The following is a 20,616-nucleotide window of genomic DNA, read 5'->3' on the forward strand; positions in this document are numbered from 1 at the left end:
GAGAATCGATCGCATGATAGGTTTGTTTAAAATAAATGCAATATGCTCAATGTGTAAATTGTTTAAGCTGGGTTGTAACTTATTGGCGAATAGCTTGTCAGCGAGCTGTGATAAGTCATCGCAGTGGGATCTGAGGTTTTAGCGCATGCCTTACTATAACTCGGTTTCAGGGCATTGACTGGGAACTCAGGCTGTTGTGGATAGGGTCAATTTAGCCAACAAAAAGGCCACAGTCGTTACTGACTGTGGCCTTTAATCTTTACAATTGAATCGAAATCCAACGGACTTGTTAAGCCTAAAAGTATGATTTACACCTTAGGTTTACGCCCGCACTTGGCCTGTGCCTGAGACTAAATACTTCTCAGCGGTCAAGGATTCGAGTCCCATTGGGCCATAGGCATGTAGCTTAGATGTCGCGATGCCGATTTCTGCTCCAAGGCCAAGTTCGCTGCCGTCGGAGAAGCGCGAAGAGGCATTGACCATTACCACAGAAGCATCGACTGCACGTTGGAAGCGTGCGGCTGTAACTTCGTTTCCGGTGCAAATTACTTCGGTGTGCTGGCTACCAAAACGGGCAATATGTTGGATAGCATGGTCAAAGTGATCGACTTGGCGAATGGCAATTTCGAGATCTAAATACTCTTGGCCGAAATCGTCTTCTTCCATGTAAGTACAGTTTTCAAAATAACCACCGGCTTGAGTACAAGCATTGATTTTAACCTTATGCTCGGCCAGCGCTTTGGCTACTTTAGGCAGGAATTGCGAGGCAATTTCTTGGTGTACTAATAGGGCTTCGAGGGCATTACATACGCCAGTGCGCTGGGTTTTACCGTTGAGCAGTAAGTCCATAGCAATATCCAGATCGGCATCTTTATCGACGTATAAATGACACACACCTTTAAAATGCTGGATCACTGGGATTTTACTGTTGTCAGTCACAAAGTTAATCAAGCCTTCACCGCCGCGGGGAATGATCACATCGATATAATCTCGTTGCTGCAGCAGTTCTAGCATGAGGGCGCGATCTGGGTCGGGCACCACAGTGATTAACGCCTCGGGCAAGCCGTATTGTTTCAATACGCTTTGCAAAATAGTGGCGATAATTTTACTGGTGTGCAGCGCCTCTTTACCACCGCGCAGGATCACGGCATTGCCGGATTTAAAGCACAGGGCACCCGCATCGGCGGTGACATTGGGGCGCGCTTCATAAATCATACAAACCACGCCTAAGGGAACGCGCATCTTACTGATGGATAAACCATTAGGTCGTTGACCAATATAGCGTTCGTTGCCAATGGGATCGGGTAAGGCGGCGATGGTTTCAATGCCTACCGCCATAGCTTCTATACGCTCTGGCGTTAGCGTTAATCGGTCGAGCATGGCAGGGCCGACGTTATCGGCGGTCGCTCTGTGTAAGTCGATTAAATTTGCGCTTTGGATTTCATAGGACTTTTCGCGTAATGAGCGTGCCATATCGAGGAGTACAGTATTTTTAAGCTGTTCGTCAACTTGGGCGAGGATCAGAGCCGCTTTGGCAGCTTCTTGAGATAAATTTTTGATTAAAGTCATATTTACTCCGCTTAGATGTTTACTCGCTTAGTTTTATTCGGCTGATGCTTATTCGAGAATGGCGATGTTTTTCTCGGAAATGATCGGTCCAGTCTTTTGCTGAAATTCACTGGCAAACTCGCGATCGTCTTGGTCCGTAATAAAGCTAAGTAAACAACTGCTGTAATTGGATTTGGCCTTGGCCAATTTAGTGCCATCGTCTTTGCGTACTAAAATGGTGTCACCGACAGAAAAGTCCCCATTGATGGCAACGACATCGTCACTGGTCAATTGCTCGCTATGGATATCAAGGGCGATATTAAAGTCATTTTCAACAATGACTTCGCCTTGAGCCTGCGAGGTATGTGTCATCCAGTGCAAGTGATCCTGCATTGGCTTCTCATCAGGGGTAAATAAGGTTCCTGGGTTTTGGCCCTTCAACAATTGGTTGAATGAGTCGGCATCAAAACCATTGATAATAAAGGTTTCGATCCCGTGGGAAATCGCCTTCTTGGCGGCTTGTATCTTAGTCCGCATACCACCTGTGCCGACGGCACTGCTGGCGCCGCCTGCCATGGCGTAGATTTCGGCATTAATCTCGTTCACTTGCTTGATAAGCTGTGCATCGGGATTTTCATGGGGGTTTTGTGTGTAAAGCCCGTTCACATCTGAACAGATAATCAGGGTATCGGCATCGGCCGCCGCGGCTACCATGGCCGAGAGATTATCGTTATCGCCAACTTTGAGCTTGTCGGCGGTAACGGCATCGTTCTCGTTGATGATAGGCAATAGCCCATGTTCGAGTAGGCTGAAAATCGTATCTTTAATACTGATATAACGATCTCGATTGCGTAAATCGCCGTGGGTTAACAGTAGCTGTGCGGTCGGGAAATCAAATAACTTGTTCCATGTGGCCATCATATCGGCCTGACCTGCTGCTGCCATGGCTTTCTTCACAGTGACGCTCGGTTTATCCACCACGCCAAAGTGATGCCATCCCGCGGCGACGGAACCCGAAGAGACCAAGACAACTTGGATCCCTTGGGCACGACAATAAGTAATAAATTGGGCAATGCCGAGTAAGTAGTGGCTGCTGCAACCTTGTTTGTGTGGAGCAATCAGGGCACTACCTACCTTAACGACAATGCGTTTCCAGGGTAAGTCAGTCATACCTGCGCGCCTCATCTGTCTTCGGCTAAAACACGGCCAGCCTTATGGAATAATTTAGTGGTTTTGGCACAAGGATCAGTATCGAGTAACGAGACTATCCAAATCACCACACTGCTCACGGCAAAGCCGGGGATCATCTCATACACCACTGTGGTTAAAGCTTTACCGTCAGCAAGTACTGGTGCATAAATCCAAAACAGGACTGTGGCTGCACCTGACACTATGCCGGCAATCGCGGCTTTGTGGGTTAGGTTAGCTTTATACAAGCTAAACAAGACTAACGGACCGAAGGCTGCACCGAATCCTGCCCATGCATTACTCACCAATGACAGCACACTGCTAGAGCGGTCAAGCGCCAGTAGACTTGCTACAATTGCCACGCCTGCTACGCCAAAGCGTCCCATTTTCACCATGTCTTTTTCGCTAGATTCTTTCTTCGAGATCACGCGATAAATATCTTCCGTTAGCGAGCTTGATGACACTAATAGTTGCGATGAAATGGTGCTCATGATCGCGGCCAGAATTGCGGCTAATAAGAAGCCACTAATGATCGGATGGAACAACAACTCAGAAAACACGATAAAGATGGTTTCAGGATCGGTCAGCTTCATGCCAAATTTATTGGCGTAAGCGATACCGACAAGACCTGTTGCCAGTGCACCCACAATGGTCACTGTCATCCAGCCCATACCTATGTGTCTGGCGGTTTTAATGTCAGCGACTGAACGAATTGCCATAAAGCGGACAATAATATGCGGTTGGCCAAAGTAACCGAGTCCCCAAGATAAGCTTGAGATAAGCCCTAACATAGTGACGTTCTGCATGGCATCGGTGAAGTGTGGAATCGATTGATACGCAAAGTTCAGCATAGTGTCAGCGCTGGTAAACTCTTGATATGCCACCACAGGCACTAAGATTAAAGCGACAAACATAATACAGCCTTGGACAAAGTCAGTGAGGCTCACTGCTAAGAATCCGCCCAACAAGGTATAAGAAACCACTACGCCGAGGGTGACGACTAAACCTATGTCGTAGTTCAGGCCAAATGCTGACTCAAATAACTTACCGCCAGCCACTAAACCCGCTGAGGTATACAAGGTAAAGAAGATCACAATGATCACGGCCGAGATAATTCGGATACTGCTGTTGGCATTGCCGAAGCGTTTAGCAAAAAACTCCGGGATAGTGAGGGCGTTATCCGCGACTTCGGTATAGACCCTTAATTTGGGTGCAACGACCAAGTAATTAATTAGAGCACCAATTAATAGTCCAAGTGCGATGTAAATGGTTTCGAAACCAACCAAAAACATTGCGCCGGGAAGACCCATTAGCATCCAGCCACTCATGTCAGATGCACCCGCTGATAGTGCGGTGACCTGTGGGCTCACCTTGCGGCCGCCCAAAATATAGCCGGATACATCGCTGGTGGATTTTTTATAGGCGAATAAGCCAATAGCAAGCATGGCGATAAAGTAAATCGCTAAGGAAACGTAAGCCAGGTAATTCATGGGTTATTTGTCTCCTAACGCTTTGTTATTTTGAATAATACTCGGTTTCAAAATGACAAAGAGATAGGTGCTTAATATTGCGCATAAACACATAAACTGCATGGTTTCCTTGGCGTGTAATCGGGTAAAGCTTGCTACTTGCGAGATAAGATTTTCCTCTGGTGGGTTCTCCGTAGACATAATTGCTCCTTGGTTGATAATTGAATTTATATCACCAATATAGTTAGTGATCTAATTATATTAAGGCATTTTATCGGCCAAATATCAAGCTTCTATTGGATTTAAGTGGTTTTGGCGGCAGCACGAGAGTGGCTTTTTTGGCGGAAAATAGTTTGAGAACTGACTATTTTTCAGAGGTGTTTTTCTGCTCGGCGATACTGTGGGCAGTGCGTTCGAAGGTTAAGGTGATGCGTTCAAACATCCCAGTAATCAGAGTGAATTGTTCGTGGGGTAACGGGCATTGCGCCAGCGCTTGTAATAAGGCTTCGCTGCTGGTGTTAAACTCTTCTGCGACTTGGCCGTGGGCGCAGGCGATAAATGCCTGACCTAAATTGTATTGCCAGAGGTTGAGTGCATTTTCTAAGTCCGAGTGCGTATCTGATATCCCCTGCAACATGCGTCGCATTCGAATCGACACATGGCCTAGATTCAGTGCAGTGAACACCAGATCGGTAAATACCCTCGAACTCTTGCCCGAGCCTTTTTCGTAACTGGCTATCCGCAGCAGTCGATCGCCCATGCGGGCGTTAAACCAAGGCTCAGGATCGTCATGCTGCGCGATATGCACTAGATCTTTTTGGATGGATTGCAGCAGACGATATTGCATCAACCGCTGGCTAGGTTCGGTAATCAATTTAAACAACCAATACAGCACAGTAACGCCAACAAAAATCGCTAAGGCATTGCTGACAGTGTTTTCTATCGCAAATGAAATGGTGTTACTGGGCTGTACTAATACCGCAAACGGCACGCAAATCCCAAGACCATAGGGCAAGGTCGGTCGATTCGCTAAGGCGAGTAGCCCAATAAAAAAGGGGCCTGCGAGCACTAAAATGAGGATTTCGAAATCGCCGCTACTCTCTGCCAGCAAAGGTAAAGCGTAAAACACTGTGAGGGGTACAGCGATAGTGATACCGACAAGAATACGGCGCAAAATCGTGGTTAGCATTGGTAGTGGCTGGCGCGCCATCATGATGGAAAAAACCACTGGCATCAGGATCATCATGAGTACCGCGCTCGACCCTGTGCCAATCCACAGCGAAGCACCAATGACAAATACCGCCATGCTGCGTAGACCGGTCGTAAACCCTATCAGTGGATCTCGGTGAAATTCCATTGGCGGCGCGTTGAGTTGTACCGCAGAATTGCTTGTCAGTACGTTATAACTCTTGAGTACCATGATTAGATCGGCGCTTAACTCCATCGCAATTTTGAGTAAGCGAGTCTCTAATGGGGTTCGGTCGCGGTATTGCATCAGGTTTTGTTGGAGTTGATACCTTAAAGTACGCGCCATTTTGTAGCATTCTTGGTCATCAGTGGATTGCGCCATCAGGGTAAAACTGCTGCGCATATTGGCTAAGGTTTTCGCGAGCGGTTCGCTGACCAGATGGGAATGATTACGTTGTAGTCGGCCAAATATTTGGATTGCCGCCAACAGCGAAAGGGTTTTATTGCAGAGAAAGTTCGCCGCATGGCTCTGCCCGCGACCTTCGGGACCTTCATAAATCACCGCGCTGGAGTCGTCACTCAGCGCCGATACTGATTCCATAATAGTGTCGATATGTTCATGGCGGCTCGCATGTACGCCCTGTAAATCTAGTTCTAATGCAAGATATTTAAGTGTTTGATTAATTGTGTTTTTAGCATGCAGTTGCAGACCATGTTTTACCTTAGTCGGCCAAAGTAGCGAACTGACCAAGACGGCACAAATTGCGCCGACGATAATTTCGCTGATCCTCGCCTGCGCCACATCGAATATTTTTGCACTATCGGCTGTGCTCGGGCTCGCCATCACAATGAGCACTATCAAGCAGGCTGTCATGCCCGCCATAGCAAAGGCATAGACAAAGTTTTGCTGGCGCACCATGGCCGACAACCCAGAATTTAACCCTATCCAACAGGCGAGTAATCCTAAGGCGAGTTCGGGGTAGGGCGTAAACCCGTTGAGTATGGCAATCCCTGCAAGTGCGCCGACTAAGGTGCCGCCAATTTGGCATAAGCCCTTTTCGATCACGAGGCCACTTTCGGGGCGAATTTGCAAAAATACCGCCGACACCAGCGCCCAATATGGCCGTTCTAAATTTAAGAACATGGCCACATATAAGGCGAGCGCCATCGAAATCACGCCTTTAATCGCGAAGATGAGGGTTCGTCGGTCAGGAAAAAATAAACTCTTAAGGAACAGCGTCATAATGACTATTTGTCAGTCTGTAGCTGGATGGAAACTGTCATGCCGACACTCAGCTCTATGTCCTTAGGAATGCTATCTAGCTGGATATCGACCGGAATCCGCTGCGACAACCTCACCCAATTAAAGGTTTGGCCGATTTGCGGCAATAACTGCCCATTAGCGGTGACATTGGTATTTGCAATCGCCTTACCTATGCTGACCACTTTACCGTGCAAGACATGGCCGCCACTCATCAGGCTGACATCGGCATTTTGACCTATGTGAACCAAGGGGATTTTGGTTTCTTCAAAATACCCTGTGATATAGAGAGAATCTTGTTTGACGAGCGAAAATACTGAGTTGCCTTTGCTGACATAGTTGCCATTACGCAGGCTTAAATTGATCAGTGTGCCATTTTCGGGAGCGTGAATTTGCGTCCGCGCTAAGTCAATTTTGGCGGTATTCAATTGCGCCTGTGCGAGTTCATAACTGGTTCTTGCCAGTTCGGTATTGATAAAGGCTTCGTCGAAGGTTTCTTTGCTGACTAAGTTGTCATTGGTCAAACCGATACGGCGTTTGTACTTATGTTTTGCCAGTTCCCATGCCAATTTTTGGCTTTCCGCTTTGGCATTCAATTCGGCAATGGTGGCTTTGTAGCGGGTATCGTCCACTGTGAATAATACATCACCTTTATTAACGACTTGATTGTCTTTTACATTCAGTTGGTTTACCCAACCGGATACATCTGGCGCTATGGTAATGATTTCGGCGCGAACTCGGCCGTCGCGGGTCCAAGGAGAATAAAGGTAGTGCGACCATATCCAATGTCCGGCGATACCTGCAATCGCGACCACAATAAGGGTGAGGCTGATACGAAAGATTTTTCCCATGAACAATCAACTCCCAAGCAAGTAAATGACCAAAGCCAGATAGCAGATAAACAGCCCAACTTCGAACCAAGCTGCGCGCCACAGCGTGTGATAGAGCCCAGTTTGATAGAGTACCCAGCGAGTGATGCAGGAAAGCAGAAAAGCTAAGGGGATAAAGATAATTAATGGACTAAATAACAAACCATCGAACGCGAGTTCTTTAAGCATTACGCTATTTATCCCGATAACAGTGGCGCAGCGATAACAGCGCTAAGTGTTTAAAATGCAAAGTACTCAGTCGAGATTATAGGAAAGTCGCGTGAGAGTTAATGGTTTTATGCTATCTGTGATCAATTAGGGCCAGCATAAGCTGGCCCTAAATATGATGAAATCAAAGCGAAAATCGCTTCTATCTCATAGTAACAAACTCTTCCGCGCCCGTGGGGTGGATAGCAACGACCGCATCGAAATCGGCCTTAGTCGCGCCCATTTTCATGGCGACGCCGAAACCCTGAAGGATTTCGTCCATACCAAAACCAATACCATGAATACCGACGACTTTTTCGTTCTTGCCAGCGCAGACTAACTTCATCTTACAGGCTTGGCGATGGGCCGTGACGGCTGTGTACATTGAGGTAAACGTCGACGTATACACTTTGACGTTATCGTCGCCGTATTGAGTACGGGCTTCTGGTTCGGTCAAGCCCATAGTGCCGATAGGTGGATGGCTGAATACAACGGTTGGGATCAGGTTGTAATCCATTTTGGCATCTGTCATGCCGTTAAATAAACGCTCAGATAACAAACGGCCCGCTTTAACCGCAACAGGGGTGAGCTCTACGCCGCCCGCCATAATGTCGCCGACACAGTAAATCCCTTTGTGAGTTGTATTTTGCTGCTCATCAGTGATGACATAGCCTTTGCTATCTAATTGCACTTCGGTATTTTCTAGGCCGATATTGCCTGTTGCAGGTGAGCGGCCAATTGCCCAAATTAGGCAATCGACTGTAATGCTTTCACCGTTTTCTAAGTTTAATGTCAGGCTGTCATCGGCATTTTTAACCACGGCTTTTGGCACGCTATGGGTGTGTAATGTCGGGCCTTCGGTTGCCATCGCATCGACGAGAGCATCGACTAATATAGGGTCAAAGTTACGCAGCGGCGCATGTTTACGCACTAATAAGTGAGTTTCACTGCCCAGAGCGTGTAACACGCCAGCGACTTCAACAGCGATATAACCCGCGCCAACAACGGCAACGCGCTTAGGTTGCTCGCGTAGAGCGAAGAAACCATCGGAATCGATACCGTATTGCGCGCCAGGAATGTTCGGAATCGTCGGTGCGCCGCCAGTGGCGATAAGGATGTGATCGGCGGTGTAATGTTCGCCGTCCACTTCGATGGTGTTGCCATCCACAAAACGGCCGTAGCCATTTAACAGCGTCACTTTATTGTTGGCAAAACCACGGCCATAGGCATCGTGAATGCGACCAATGTAGGCTTCGCGGTTTTCGACCAAAGTGTTCCAATCGAATTTATTAACAGTGACGTCGAAACCATAATCTTTGGCGTAAAGGTTCATCGCTTCGGCAACATGGGCGCCATACCACATGACTTTTTTGGGCACACAACCTACGTTTACACAGGTGCCACCCACGTGTTTGGCTTCGATGAGTAGAACCTTAGCACCACGCATTGCCGCTCGGTTTGCTGAGGCGATACCGCCGCTGCCTGCGCCTAGGCAGATATAGTCAAAATGTTGAGCCATGAGTTTCTCCGTCTTACTTCAAGGATGAGATGCTTTACAGCAGAAGGTCATTGTAGGGGGCTTTGCGGTAACAGACCAGCCTATTGCATCACTAACGTATAAGGCATTGCTTTTAATAAAAATACTCCTAAAGTTGCATTCAGTTGTTATCGTGTGGCTGTTTCGCGGCGATATTGGCACTTAGAGTGATCGTTTTGAGCTGGGCCTTCTGCACCACATTTCAAACATTGCCACTCCTTTTGGCGGGCGCTGAGTTCGTCGGCTTGATGTTTAGCAGCGTTATCTTGCTTGTCGCCGAGTAGGGACTCTAGCTGATCCATACGTTTATCGAGCCAACGGCAGTTAGGATCATTGGCGACATGTTCACGACTGGCGAGCTGTTGTTTGCGACTGAGTTTTTTACTCTTAGCGGCTTTGTTCGATTGAGTGGCTTTAGTTGATTTAGTGGTTTTGGATGGCTCTGCGGGTGTGACAGTGGGGGGCGAATACTCGAATGCACTTTGCACTTGGTTAGGCACATTAATCGGCTTGCCATCATTGTCGAGCAAAGTGCCTAGGGGCAAAGGCGCGGTTTGTGTCGGTTGCGCTAAGGATTCTAGACTCGGTTCAGGTTCAGATACCTGCTGCGCATTTGTCGAGCTTGTCACTGGGATAAAAAGCAGGGGCAAGGTAATGACAGCGGTTCGGATAAAATAGAAATGATACGTTAACATTCCCTGTTCCTCGGCAAAATCGATATGAATAGTGAGTCGCTCCGTCGACATTTTGAGTTTAGTTAGTGAGCTTTGTTTTTGCCAAATGTCGCGGGATAAATTGACAGAGGAAGGTTGCAATACAGCGCTAGAAACACAGAGCTAAAACGACGTTAAAACGTTATCGCAAAGTGGATGCCTGCATAGGTTTGATCCTGTGAACTCATATCGCCATTGGCTGAGGCTTCTTGCTCAATATCACTCTGGGCAATGCTGTGGCTAATGTGTCCGCTAATACTCATGCTTGGGGTCAGTTGATAATTCGCTTCGAGGCCAAACTGCAGGTTATTACTGCCATCGTGTTCTTCTGTGCGGTATTTAAAATCAAACCCTTGAGTGATATAGGGCGTGAGGCTGAACTGGTCTGTGATATTCCAATAACTGTGCAAACTCACTTCAACAAAGTAGCCTGCCGCCTCTGTGGAATAGACATAACTCACCGATGGTACCAACCAAGCTGTGGCGTTGTAGGCGAGTTCTGCAAATAGCTCGTTATCTTGGCAGCGGCTATTGCTATAGCCTTCAATGCGCTGACATCCCAGATTAGCCTCTAGGTTTTCGGCTAAGTTGAACCCATATTCAAGGCCGATATTCCACTCTGTATAGGCTTGGCTATCACCGCGTCCGACTAAGGCATAAGTGGTTAAGTTGCCGTGTTGAATGGCAGCATTGAGCCAATAAATACCCCCATTTTGCAAGTTATTGCGACCCTGTGAGACATATTTGCTGTCCCAACCTAAATCCAGCGTCACCGCCAAAGGTTCTGTCATCTGGCGGGGTAATATGGTGTTTGAAATACTATCGACTTGTTCTAGGCCCTCATTAGCAACTGCGTTGTGACTAAGGCAGTTGATCCCTAATGTGCAGAGGACGCTGGCGATAAGTTTCACTGAGTGTGTTGCCATATTTTTGCTGATTTTGGTCGAGGTACGTTAGTTATGCAGATAATACCTTGCCCACATACAAACATTAATGCGAATTGATTCGATTTGCGATCGAGATTGCAACAATGTGTAGGTAAATAAAACGTAAATCCTAAATGCGAACTAGTTCACTTTTTTTCAGGGGAAATAGGGTTAAGTAAGGCGTTCGAAGGGGACAATCGGTTTTCTCGCCTTGATAAATAGGCCATTAGCCCTTATCTATAAGTGATACAGATTGTTGAGGAGTCAATATGAGCAACCCTTTGCTTAGCGGCGCAAAATTACCGCTTTTTTCACAGATTAAACCGGAACATATTCAAGTCGCCGTTGAGCATGCCATTGCTCAGTGCCGCACTAAGATTGATGAAGTGCTGCAGAATCAAGGTCCTTACACTTGGGACAACTTGGTCGCGCCACTAGAACAGGTTGACGATGAACTGAGCCAAATTTGGTCGCCCGTTTCTCACATGAATTCAGTGACCAGCACAGATGAGTGGCGTGCCGCCCATGATGCTTGTTTACCTCTTTTATCGGAATACGGCACTTACGTTGGCCAACACCAAGGTTTGTATCAAGCCTATAAAGCGCTGCGAACATCCAATGAATTTGCACAATTGAGCCAAGCCCAGCAGATGGTGATAGAGCACAGCCTGCGCGACTTTGAACTATCGGGTATTGGCTTAGATGACGCGCAAAAAGTGCGTTATGGCGAGATTGTAAAACGTCTTTCTGAACTCACCAGTGGTTTTTCGAATCAATTACTGGATGCGACGCAAGCTTGGACTAAGTTGATCACTGATGAAGCTGAGCTTGCTGGTTTGCCTGAGTCTGCCAAAGCCGCCGCTAAAGCGATGGCGCAGTCGCGTGAGCTAGAAGGTTGGTTATTTACCTTAGATTTTCCCTCTTATCTACCCGTCATGACCTACAGCGAAAACCGCAGTCTTCGGGAAGAATGCTACCGTGCGTTTGTCACTCGCGCTTCAGATCAAGGTCCCAATGCCGGAGAGTTTGATAACAGCCCGCTGATGGACGAAATTCTTGCTTTGCGCCACGAACTCGCATTGTTACTCGGTTTTGACAGTTTTGCTGACAAATCCCTAGCGACGAAAATGGCTGAAACGCCGGCGCAGGTGATGGCATTTTTAAATGAATTAGCGCTGCGCTCAAAGGATCAAACTAAGGCAGAACTGGCTGAGCTGAGAGCGTTTGCTGAGGCCGAATATGGCGTGACTGAAATGGCCTCTTGGGACTTAAGTTTCTATGCTGAGAAGTTGCAGCAGCATAAGTATGAGATTTCACAGGAAATCCTGCGTCCGTATTTCCCCGAAGATAAAGTGCTCTCGGGTTTGTTCTACACAGTATCGCGTTTGTTCGGCCTTAAAATCCTTGAGCAAAAGGATTTTGACCGATGGCATAAAGACGTGCGTTTCTTCGATATTTTCGACGAAACTGACGAACACAGAGGTAGTTTCTACCTCGATTTATATGCCCGCACAGGTAAACGTGGTGGTGCTTGGATGGATGACTGCCGTGTGCGCCGTCAAACCGCTAATGGATTACAAAAGCCAGTGGCTTATTTGACCTGTAACTTTAATGGTCCGGTCGATGGCAAACCCGCGCTGTTTACCCATGATGAAGTGACAACCCTGTTCCATGAATTTGGCCATGGTATCCACCACATGCTGACCAAAATCGATGTTGCAGGCGTGTCGGGTATCAATGGTGTGCCTTGGGATGCGGTCGAGTTACCAAGTCAATTTATGGAAAACTGGTGTTGGCAGGAAGAAGCATTAGCCGAAATTTCTGGCCACTTTGAAACCGGCGAACCATTACCTAAAGCCTTGTTAGATAAAATGCTGGCAGCGAAAAACTTCCAGTCTGGCATGATGATGCTGCGCCAACTCGAGTTCTCGTTGTTCGATTTTAGAATGCACCACGAATACGACCCAGCTAAAGGCGCGCGCATTCAAGAAACCTTAGACGAAGTGCGTCGTCAGGTGGCCGTATTAACACCGCCGGATTTTAACCGTTTCCAACATGGATTTGCCCATATTTTTGCGGGCGGTTATGCCGCAGGTTATTACAGCTATAAATGGGCAGAAGTGCTGTCGGCGGATGCGTTTTCTCGCTTCGAAGAGGAAGGTATTTTCAACCCTGAAACGGGTCGTCGTTTCCTGCACAATATCCTCGAAATGGGTGGTTCAGCCGAGCCGATGGACTTGTTCAAACAGTTTATGGGACGCGAGCCGAATATCGATGCCCTGTTAAGACATTCAGGTATTGCTGCATAAGCAATTGTGAGTTTTGATAAATCAGCCCATTTTAATGGGATGATTATCTGAGGGTATTTAGCTTAATCGCACGATAAAAAGACGCCTTAGGGCGTCTTTTTTTGTGAGCTATATCTCGCTTGCCCTGTGGTATGACCTCTGTTAGCCTGTGGCTCTTATTTCAAGGGCGGCGCGTTATGAATCTGTATTTTCGTTTGTTTTGGTTGTTATTCTGGCGCACGCGCCATTGTCGTAAGATCGATTTTCTAGGGACAAGCCGTATCACTTATCGTGCTTTACCGAGCGATTGCGATATCAATTTCCATCTAACTAATTCTCGCTATCCCGCGTTTATGGATCTGGCGCGGACTTATATGTTGGCTGAGATGGGTCTGCTGAAACGTTTCTTAAAGTTGAAGTGGATGCCGATAGTCAACGCCGCCGAATTTACTTATATTCGCGATATTAAGCCGCTGAAAACCTTTGAGATTGAAACCAAAGTCGTCGGTTGGGATGAAAAATATTTCTATATTGAACAACGCTTTGTGAGCGAACGTGGCCTACATTGTATCGTGCATGTGCGCGGTGTGTTTGTGTGCAAAGGTAAGCAAGTGCCGTTAGATGTACTAGTGAAAGAGGCGGGTTATACCGATCCTGCACCTGAGTTGCCGCCAGAAGTCGTGAAGTGGAAAGCGTTTTTGCAGTTGAAGAAAGAACGCAATATGTGATTGTGTTGAGGCATGACTTACTCGCTAAGGTATGCCTCTTATTCCTGCCGTTTCCTCCATCTCAGCCAGTAACACCTCTTCTTGTACTAACATCCAAGCGCCACGCAGTTGTGCCTGCTGCCAATAGCGCACGATTTCATCTAAATCCAACAGGTTTAGATGTTGGAAGCTATAGCTTAAACAAGGGATGAGTGCACAGTCGGCTAAGGTAAAACTGTCGCCACAGACCCAATGATGTTGTGTGAGTTGCGCGTCTAAGCGTTGAAACTGTGTCAGTAGTTGCTTCTCTAATTGTTTGATTTCGAATTCATTGCTGTCTTCTATGTGCTTTAACTTTTCTAATTGAAATAATGGGTTGTTAATATCATTGTCTATGATGCGATCGAACAAACGTACCTGTAAGTTGCGTTGTGGTTCTTGTGGCAGCAGCTGGGTACTGTTTTCAAAATGCCTATCTAAGTACTCGATAATAATGCTGGATTCGGGTATCAGCTGTTCATTTTGGGCTTTAAGCAGGGGGATTCGCGCTTGCGGATAACGTTGGTGAAATTCCTTGCGGGACAAAGGGTCGCGTAGATCTATGATTCTGGGGTAGAAGTTGGCCTGCTTTTCATAAAGTGCGATGAGCACTTTCTGTGAATAGCGTGATAACGGGTGATAAAAAAGCTCCATAGGCACTCACTCCAAACCCAGTCTTTTACGGACTTTACGTTTTAACTTTAGTCGTAATTGAAGCGCTTGCTGTAAGAGTTTTCTTAAAAAATGCTGGAATAAACACAATTTTTCTTGGCAAAGCCAAGTGATCCATCAGGGGTAAAAATAGGTATTATGAGCCCATATAGGAAGTGTCGGGATTTAATCATTTTAAAGGTAATAATATGAGCCAGTTAGAGCGTTTTTCATCTATTTATGCCAGAGCCAGTGAGCGCAAAGGCGGACCTGCTGGACTCGAAGCCTTATTGTCTGGTTGCCTGTCTGATGATGAAATTCGCCAATATCGGGATGCTGAATTATTGTCGGCGATGAGCCGTCAGGTGTTTCAAAGTGGTTTTGTATGGCGGGTGGTTGTGAACAAATGGCCCGAGTATGAGAAGTCTTTCTTTGGGTTCGAACCGCATAAAGTATTAATGTTATCGCCTGAGCAAATTCAAGCGCGGGCAAGTGATGCGACCTTGATTCGCCATCTTAAAAAGACTCAAGCCATTTATGATAATGCTCTGATGATCCACGATGTTGCTCGCGAACATGGCAGCTTGGCGCAGCTGATCGCCGCTTGGCCGACGCAGGATATTATCGGGTTGTGGGCATTTTTAAAGAAACGAGGTACTCGATTGGGCGGGAATACGGGTCCCTATTTTCTGCGCGGTATTGGCAAAGATACTTTTTTGTTAACCGATGATGTACAAGGTTATTTTAAAGCACATAAGTTAGTCGATGCGGGCTTTTCATCACAAACGGCGCTTAAGCAAGTACAAGCCGTATTTAATCAGTGGCAACAGGAGTCGGGTCGTTGTTTGGCTGATATCAGCCGTATTTTGGCTTGCAGCGTGGGCGATAATCGAATTTAGTCCTGTTAAGTTGTGATTGAAGATGAACAAATTAGTTTTAATAGACAAATATTGCTTTGCTAGCAATATTTGTCATTACAGAAGCATTATTTGTGGGAGTCTGAGTTTCATTTAATGGGGTATTAATCTGAATTTCGGGTTTGCTCCGTTTTGGGGTAACCACTAAAATAGCCCGCTAGCTATTATTTGTGACTGTTTAATTGTGTGGCGTTACCTCATAACGCTGGCGCTGCCTTTTAGCCGTGCACAAATAGTAGATGTAATAAACTGCACAGCAATCCGCTATCGGATGTATTCATGTTTTTACGCACAAGCAGTCTGAAGCCAGCTCTTTGCTTACTCTCTTTCGGTATTGTCAGTCTTGATAGGGTCGTTTTTAACGACTTGATGCTGAGAGTGGCCTGAGTAAAAACAAGCGCGCTGCGTTTTCGTCTCTATGTACAAATTATTGCAACAAGTGACGGTTAAGCTAACGTCATTGAGCTGTGGGCCTTGGCCTGCCGCAAGTCTAGAATATGAACAGATTTGCAACATATTCAATATGGAGTAGGCTTATTGGGTGTTTTACGGCATATCTCCCTAACAATGCCACTCAAAGTTAACCGATTTTTTAAATCGAATAACAATTCGATGAATATAGTAATGCTGAATGAGTGAAAATTTTCATTAGTTTACAATTTAGTTTCGTTATCTTCCTTGTTGATTCATATAGGCTATGAGATAAATAACGGATTTGATTTTAGTTACAATTACGGCTCGTGTCAGCGCAATAAGTGTACTGGTATGTGGGCAGTTAATATTTGAAGGAGTTCTCATGCGGCAGACAATTAAACTTGCCTCAGTTATAAGCGTGGCGTTATGGATGGCAGCTTGCAGCCCTCAAGAAGAGAGCGCTCAGGCGGGTGCTGGTCCACGTAGTATGGAAGTGGGAATCCTTAATGTTGTTGCCCAGCCACAAGTGATTCAGGTGGAATTACCAGGACGCAGTAAAGCTTTCCTCGAGGCTGAAGTTCGTCCACAGGTTAACGGTATTATCACTAAGCGTAGTTTTGTTGAAGGTGGCAATGTGAAACAGGGTGAATCCTTGTATCAGATTGATTCTTCAACTTATAAAGCTGCTTTAGTGAGTGCCAATGCTGATTTAGCCAGAGCGAATGCGGGCTTAGCCTCAGCAAAAGCTAAGGCGGCACGTTATCAGCAATTGGTAAAAACCAACGCCATCAGTAAGCAAGAGTTCGATGAAGCTGAAGCGGCTTATAAAGAAGCATTAGCGAATGTAACCGTGGCTGAAGCTGCGATTAACACCGCTAAAATCAACCTGCAATATACTGAAGTATTAGCGCCTATCTCTGGTCGTATCGGTAAATCGAGTGTGACTGCGGGTGCGTTAGTCACTGCCAACCAGAGCCAAACGCTGGCGACGATTCAACAACTTGATCCTATCAATGTGGATATCGCGCAATCGAGTGCTCAGTTGTTACGTCTTAAAGCTAAGTTGCAGCAAGGTAAGCTACAAGCTTCAGAAAATGCAGACGTGAAATTATTGCTTGAAGATGGCACTCAATATAGTCATCCGGGTAAGTTGCAGTTCGCTGAAGTGAGCGTGGATCCAAACACTGGCTCAGTTATTCTGCGCGCCGAATTCCCTAACCCTGAAGGTATCTTGTTACCTGGCATGTATGTTCGCGCTATGTTAAATGCGGGTACTGATCCACAGGCTATCTTGGTTCCACAAAAAGCGATTACGCGTAACTCTAAGGGTGAAGCTGTGGCTATGGTGGTGAATGACCAAGGTTTAGTCGAAGCGAAAACAGTGACGACCGCAGAAGTGATTAACAACCAATGGCGAGTCACTTCTGGTTTAACTGTGGGCGACAAGTTGATTGTGGAAGGATTACAGAAAGTTCGTCCCGGCGCTCCAGTAACCACCAAAGTTATTTCTGAAACGCAAGCACAATAGGGCATAGCTATGGCACGTTTTTTTATTGATCGCCCCATCTTTGCGTGGGTGATCTCCTTGATTATTATGCTGGCGGGGATCCTCTCGATCCGCTCGCTGCCAGTGTCCCAATATCCTAACATTGCACCACCGACCGTGGTGATCAGTGCTAACTATCCTGGCGCTTCCGCTAAGATTGTTGAAGATTCTGTGACTCAGGTGATTGAGCAACGTATGACGGGTATCGATCACCTCCGTTATATCGCCTCAGCCAGTGACAGTTTTGGTAATGCTGAGATCACTTTAACCTTTAACGCTGAAGCCGATCCGGATATTGCACAGGTTCAAGTACAGAACAAGTTACAGGGCGCTATGACCCTGTTACCGCAAGAGGTGCAGGCGCAAGGGGTTAACGTTAACAAGTCGAGTTCAGGCTTCTTAATGGTATTAGGCTTCGTATCGACCGATGGTTCGTTAGATAAAGGCGATATCGCCGACTATGTTGGTGCGAACATTCAAGATCCTATGAGTCGCGTACCTGGCGTAGGTGAAATTCAGCTGTTTGGTGCCCAATATGCGATGCGTATATGGCTAGATCCGTTGAAATTGACTCAATACAACTTGACCAGTTTAGACGTTATAGCAGCGATTCGTTCTCAAAACGCTCAAGTTTCAGCTGGACAGTTAGGTGGCGCGCCCTCTGTGGCTGGCCAAGAGTTGAACGCAACGGTATCGGCTCAAAGCCGCTTACAAACGGCAGAAGAGTTCCGCAAAATTATCCTTAAATCGGATATTTCAGGCGCAAACGTCTTCCTAAGTGATGTGGCACGGGTTGAATTAGGTTCTGAAAGTTATGCTGTGGTGTCACTGTATAACGGTCAACCTGCGACAGGGTTAGCGATTAAACTGGCAACGGGTGCTAACGCGCTTGATACTGCTGAAGCCGTTCGTGAAAAAATTGCTGAGATGAAACCTTTCTTCCCGCAAGGGCTAGAAGTTGTTTATCCTTACGATACAACGCCTTTCGTTGAAAAATCGATAGAAGGTGTAGTGCATACCCTGCTTGAAGCTATTGTACTAGTGTTCATCATCATGTACCTCTTCTTGCAAAATTTCCGCGCAACTTTGATCCCGACTATTGCAGTACCTGTGGTATTGCTGGGAACCTTTGCGATTCTGTCGTTAGCGGGTTTCTCGATTAACACTTTAACCATGTTTGCTATGGTGCTCGCCATTGGTTTGCTGGTGGACGATGCGATTGTGGTGGTGGAAAACGTCGAGCGGGTAATGGCCGAGGAGGGCTTAAGTCCACTGGAAGCGACGCGTAAGTCGATGGATCAAATTACCGGTGCTTTAGTCGGTATCGGTCTGACCCTCTCCGCAGTGTTTGTCCCTATGGCATTTATGTCAGGTTCAACTGGGGTTATTTATCGTCAGTTCTCTATCACTATCGTATCTGCGATGGCGTTGTCTGTTCTAGTTGCTTTGATTTTAACTCCTGCACTTTGTGCGACTATGCTCAAACCGATTAAGAAGGGCCATGCTCATATCGAAACTGGCTTCTTTGGTTGGTTTAACCGTAGTTTCGATAAACTGACTAATCGTTATGAGTCGAGCGTTGCAGGGATCATCAAGCGCGGCTTTAGAGTGATGGCGATTTACGTTGTGCTGGTTATTGCAGTGGGTTGGATCTTTATCCGTATGCCTACGGCATTCTTACCAGATGAAGACCAAGGTATTTTGTTCACGCAAGCCATTTTGCCGACTAACTCAACTCAAGAAAGTACCTTAAAAGTATTGGAGAAAGTGTCTGATCATTTTATGGCTGAGGAGGGCGTGAGATCGGTGTTTAGCGTAGCGGGCTTCAGTTTTGCGGGTCAAGGGCAAAACATGGGTATCGCCTTCGTTGGTTTGAAGGATTGGTCTGAGCGTGAAGCGCCTGGTATGGATGTGAAGTCTATTGCTGGTCGCGCTATGGGTGTGTTCGGTCAGATGAAAGATGCCTTAGTATTCGCCTTCGTACCGCCTGCGGTAATCGAGTTGGGGACGGCGAACGGTTTCGACATGTACCTGCAGGATAAGAACGGCCAAGGCCACGAGAAGTTAGTGGCGGCACGTAATCAACTGCTTGGTATGGCGGCACAGAATCCAAATCTGGTGGGTGTGCGTCCAAACGGTCAAGAAGATGCGCCAATTTATCAATTACATGTAGATCACGCTAAGTTGAGCGCGTTAGGCATTGAAATCACTAATGTGAACAATGTGCTTGCAACGGCTTGGGGTGGTTCTTATGTGAATGACTTTATTGACCGCGGCCGCGTGAAGAAAGTATATGTGCAAGGTGATGCCCAGTATCGTATGCAACCGGGAGATTTAGATTCTTGGTACGTGCGCAATAACAAGGGTGACATGGTGCCATTCTCTGCGTTTGCCACTGGTGCATGGGAATACGGTTCTCCACGTTTAGAACGCTTTAACGGATTACCATCGATGAACATTCAGGGTGCCACGGCTCCTGGTTTCAGTACCGGTGCAGCTATGACAATTATGGAAGACTTAGCCAAGCAGCTTCCTCCTGGTTTTGGTGTCGCGTGGAACGGTCTATCGTATGAAGAACGTTTATCGGGTAACCAAGCGCCAGCGCTGTATGCTCTGTCGATCTTAGTGGTCTTCTTAGTATTGGCTGCACTCTATGAAAGCTGGTCGGTACCCTTTGCAGTTGTGCTCGTGGTTCCGCTCGGGATCATCGGTGCCTTGATTGCAATGAATGGTCGCGGCTTGCCAAACGACGTGTTCTTCCAAGTGGGGCTGTTAACCACAGTAGGGTTAGCGACTAAGAACGCCATTTTGATTGTGGAATTCGCTAAAGAGTTCTATGAGAAAGGTTCAGGCTTAGTTGAGGCGACCTTGCATGCGGTGCGTGTGCGTCTTCGCCCCATCTTAATGACGTCTCTAGCCTTTGGCCTAGGTGTTGTGCCGTTAGCAATCAGTACTGGTGTCGGCTCTGGTAGTCAAAACGCCATTGGTACAGGTGTACTCGGCGGTATGATGAGCTCGACTTTCCTAGGGATCTTCTTCGTACCATTATTCTTCGTGATAGTGGAGCGTCTCTTCAGTAAGCGCGAGAAGAAAGGTAAAGAACAGAAGCCAAACTCAGCTGAATAAGCTCGATCGTTTCTAAACTTCT

Annotated in this window: 16 protein-coding genes; 5 read left to right on the forward strand and 11 right to left on the reverse strand. The window is 46.8% G+C overall.

Annotation, left to right across the window (positions count from 1 at the left end; translation table 11 throughout):
- Positions 1-321: 321 nt before the first annotated feature.
- The 10 genes from L5M29_RS11755 to L5M29_RS11800 form a co-directional block, all read right to left on the reverse strand.
- A complete protein-coding gene (locus L5M29_RS11755; RefSeq protein WP_263167943.1) occupies positions 322-1,569 on the reverse strand; it encodes a glutamate-5-semialdehyde dehydrogenase in 1,248 nt (415 codons plus the stop codon).
- A 48-nt stretch (positions 1,570-1,617) separates the two neighbouring features.
- Positions 1,618-2,718, reverse strand: a complete 1,101-nt coding sequence (gene proB / locus L5M29_RS11760; protein WP_263167945.1) for a glutamate 5-kinase — start codon at positions 2,716-2,718, stop codon at positions 1,618-1,620.
- Positions 2,719-2,729: 11 nt separating this feature from the next.
- Positions 2,730-4,226: a sodium/proline symporter PutP gene (gene putP, locus L5M29_RS11765; protein ID WP_168826179.1), complete on the reverse strand. Its 1,497-nt coding sequence runs from the start codon at positions 4,224-4,226 to the stop codon at positions 2,730-2,732.
- A 3-nt stretch (positions 4,227-4,229) separates the two neighbouring features.
- Positions 4,230-4,406: a hypothetical protein gene (locus L5M29_RS11770; RefSeq protein WP_168826181.1), complete on the reverse strand. Its 177-nt coding sequence runs from the start codon at positions 4,404-4,406 to the stop codon at positions 4,230-4,232.
- Between the two features lie 163 nt (positions 4,407-4,569).
- Positions 4,570-6,636, reverse strand: coding sequence for an FUSC family protein (locus tag L5M29_RS11775; protein ID WP_263167947.1), 2,067 nt, complete (start codon positions 6,634-6,636; stop codon positions 4,570-4,572).
- 5 nt (positions 6,637-6,641) lie between these two features.
- On the reverse strand, positions 6,642-7,505 hold the full coding sequence (locus L5M29_RS11780; RefSeq protein ID WP_263167948.1) for an HlyD family secretion protein: 864 nt from the start codon (positions 7,503-7,505) through the stop codon (positions 6,642-6,644).
- Positions 7,506-7,511: 6 nt separating this feature from the next.
- Positions 7,512-7,712: a DUF1656 domain-containing protein gene (locus tag L5M29_RS11785; RefSeq protein ID WP_263167949.1), complete on the reverse strand. Its 201-nt coding sequence runs from the start codon at positions 7,710-7,712 to the stop codon at positions 7,512-7,514.
- A gap of 181 nt (positions 7,713-7,893) precedes the next feature.
- Positions 7,894-9,249, reverse strand: coding sequence for a glutathione-disulfide reductase (gene gorA, locus L5M29_RS11790; protein WP_263167950.1), 1,356 nt, complete (start codon positions 9,247-9,249; stop codon positions 7,894-7,896).
- Between the two features lie 146 nt (positions 9,250-9,395).
- Complete coding sequence (locus L5M29_RS11795; protein ID WP_263168013.1) at positions 9,396-9,962, reverse strand: hypothetical protein; 567 nt, start codon at positions 9,960-9,962, stop codon at positions 9,396-9,398.
- Between the two features lie 152 nt (positions 9,963-10,114).
- On the reverse strand, positions 10,115-10,906 hold the full coding sequence (locus L5M29_RS11800; protein WP_263167952.1) for a hypothetical protein: 792 nt from the start codon (positions 10,904-10,906) through the stop codon (positions 10,115-10,117).
- Positions 10,907-11,175: 269 nt separating this feature from the next.
- Here L5M29_RS11800 and prlC point away from each other — a divergent pair, with 269 nt between their 5' ends.
- Both prlC and L5M29_RS11810 read left to right on the forward strand, forming a co-directional pair.
- Entirely contained in the window at positions 11,176-13,215 is a 2,040-nt protein-coding gene (gene prlC / locus L5M29_RS11805; RefSeq protein WP_263167954.1) for an oligopeptidase A, read from the forward strand.
- 176 nt (positions 13,216-13,391) lie between these two features.
- Positions 13,392-13,922, forward strand: coding sequence for a thioesterase family protein (locus tag L5M29_RS11810; RefSeq protein ID WP_011791203.1), 531 nt, complete (start codon positions 13,392-13,394; stop codon positions 13,920-13,922).
- 24 nt (positions 13,923-13,946) lie between these two features.
- On the opposite strand, the gene L5M29_RS11815 is transcribed toward L5M29_RS11810, so the two are convergent.
- Positions 13,947-14,594 carry a glutathione S-transferase family protein gene (locus tag L5M29_RS11815; RefSeq protein WP_131524442.1) on the reverse strand — a complete coding sequence of 216 codons (648 nt, stop codon included), beginning with the start codon at positions 14,592-14,594 and terminating at the stop codon, positions 13,947-13,949.
- Positions 14,595-14,800: 206 nt separating this feature from the next.
- On the opposite strand from L5M29_RS11815, the gene L5M29_RS11820 reads away from it, so the two are divergent.
- From L5M29_RS11820 to L5M29_RS11830, 3 genes are all read left to right on the forward strand, one after another.
- Complete coding sequence (locus L5M29_RS11820; RefSeq protein WP_173497830.1) at positions 14,801-15,490, forward strand: DNA-3-methyladenine glycosylase I; 690 nt, start codon at positions 14,801-14,803, stop codon at positions 15,488-15,490.
- A gap of 814 nt (positions 15,491-16,304) precedes the next feature.
- A complete protein-coding gene (locus tag L5M29_RS11825; RefSeq protein WP_105250703.1) occupies positions 16,305-17,450 on the forward strand; it encodes an efflux RND transporter periplasmic adaptor subunit in 1,146 nt (381 codons plus the stop codon).
- 9 nt (positions 17,451-17,459) lie between these two features.
- Positions 17,460-20,594 (forward strand): efflux RND transporter permease subunit, encoded by a 3,135-nt coding sequence (locus L5M29_RS11830; RefSeq protein WP_105250702.1) that lies wholly within the window; start codon positions 17,460-17,462, stop codon positions 20,592-20,594.
- Positions 20,595-20,616 lie beyond the last annotated feature (22 nt).

This window comes from Shewanella sp. SM95 (assembly GCF_025653595.1).
Lineage (GTDB): Bacteria > Pseudomonadota > Gammaproteobacteria > Enterobacterales > Shewanellaceae > Shewanella > Shewanella oncorhynchi.

Bases quoted from the DNA above. Each gene is read 5' to 3' on its own strand.
- L5M29_RS11770 (WP_168826181.1), bottom strand. From the start codon at position 4,406: ATGTCTACGGAGAACCCACCAGAGGAAAATCTTATCTCGCAAGTAGCA.
- L5M29_RS11755 (WP_263167943.1), bottom strand. From the start codon at position 1,569: ATGACTTTAATCAAAAATTTATCTCAAGAAGCTGCCAAAGCGGCTCTG.
- L5M29_RS11785 (WP_263167949.1), bottom strand. From the start codon at position 7,712: ATGCTTAAAGAACTCGCGTTCGATGGTTTGTTATTTAGTCCATTAATT.
- L5M29_RS11815 (WP_131524442.1), bottom strand. From the start codon at position 14,594: ATGGAGCTTTTTTATCACCCGTTATCACGCTATTCACAGAAAGTGCTC.
- L5M29_RS11775 (WP_263167947.1), bottom strand. From the start codon at position 6,636: ATGACGCTGTTCCTTAAGAGTTTATTTTTTCCTGACCGACGAACCCTC.
- L5M29_RS11825 (WP_105250703.1), top strand. From the start codon at position 16,305: ATGCGGCAGACAATTAAACTTGCCTCAGTTATAAGCGTGGCGTTATGG.
- L5M29_RS11795 (WP_263168013.1), bottom strand. From the start codon at position 9,962: ATGTTAACGTATCATTTCTATTTTATCCGAACCGCTGTCATTACCTTG.
- prlC (WP_263167954.1), top strand. From the start codon at position 11,176: ATGAGCAACCCTTTGCTTAGCGGCGCAAAATTACCGCTTTTTTCACAG.
- L5M29_RS11780 (WP_263167948.1), bottom strand. From the start codon at position 7,505: ATGGGAAAAATCTTTCGTATCAGCCTCACCCTTATTGTGGTCGCGATT.
- proB (WP_263167945.1), bottom strand. From the start codon at position 2,718: ATGACTGACTTACCCTGGAAACGCATTGTCGTTAAGGTAGGTAGTGCC.
- L5M29_RS11800 (WP_263167952.1), bottom strand. From the start codon at position 10,906: ATGGCAACACACTCAGTGAAACTTATCGCCAGCGTCCTCTGCACATTA.
- L5M29_RS11820 (WP_173497830.1), top strand. From the start codon at position 14,801: ATGAGCCAGTTAGAGCGTTTTTCATCTATTTATGCCAGAGCCAGTGAG.
- L5M29_RS11830 (WP_105250702.1), top strand. From the start codon at position 17,460: ATGGCACGTTTTTTTATTGATCGCCCCATCTTTGCGTGGGTGATCTCC.
- L5M29_RS11810 (WP_011791203.1), top strand. From the start codon at position 13,392: ATGAATCTGTATTTTCGTTTGTTTTGGTTGTTATTCTGGCGCACGCGC.
- gorA (WP_263167950.1), bottom strand. From the start codon at position 9,249: ATGGCTCAACATTTTGACTATATCTGCCTAGGCGCAGGCAGCGGCGGT.
- putP (WP_168826179.1), bottom strand. From the start codon at position 4,226: ATGAATTACCTGGCTTACGTTTCCTTAGCGATTTACTTTATCGCCATG.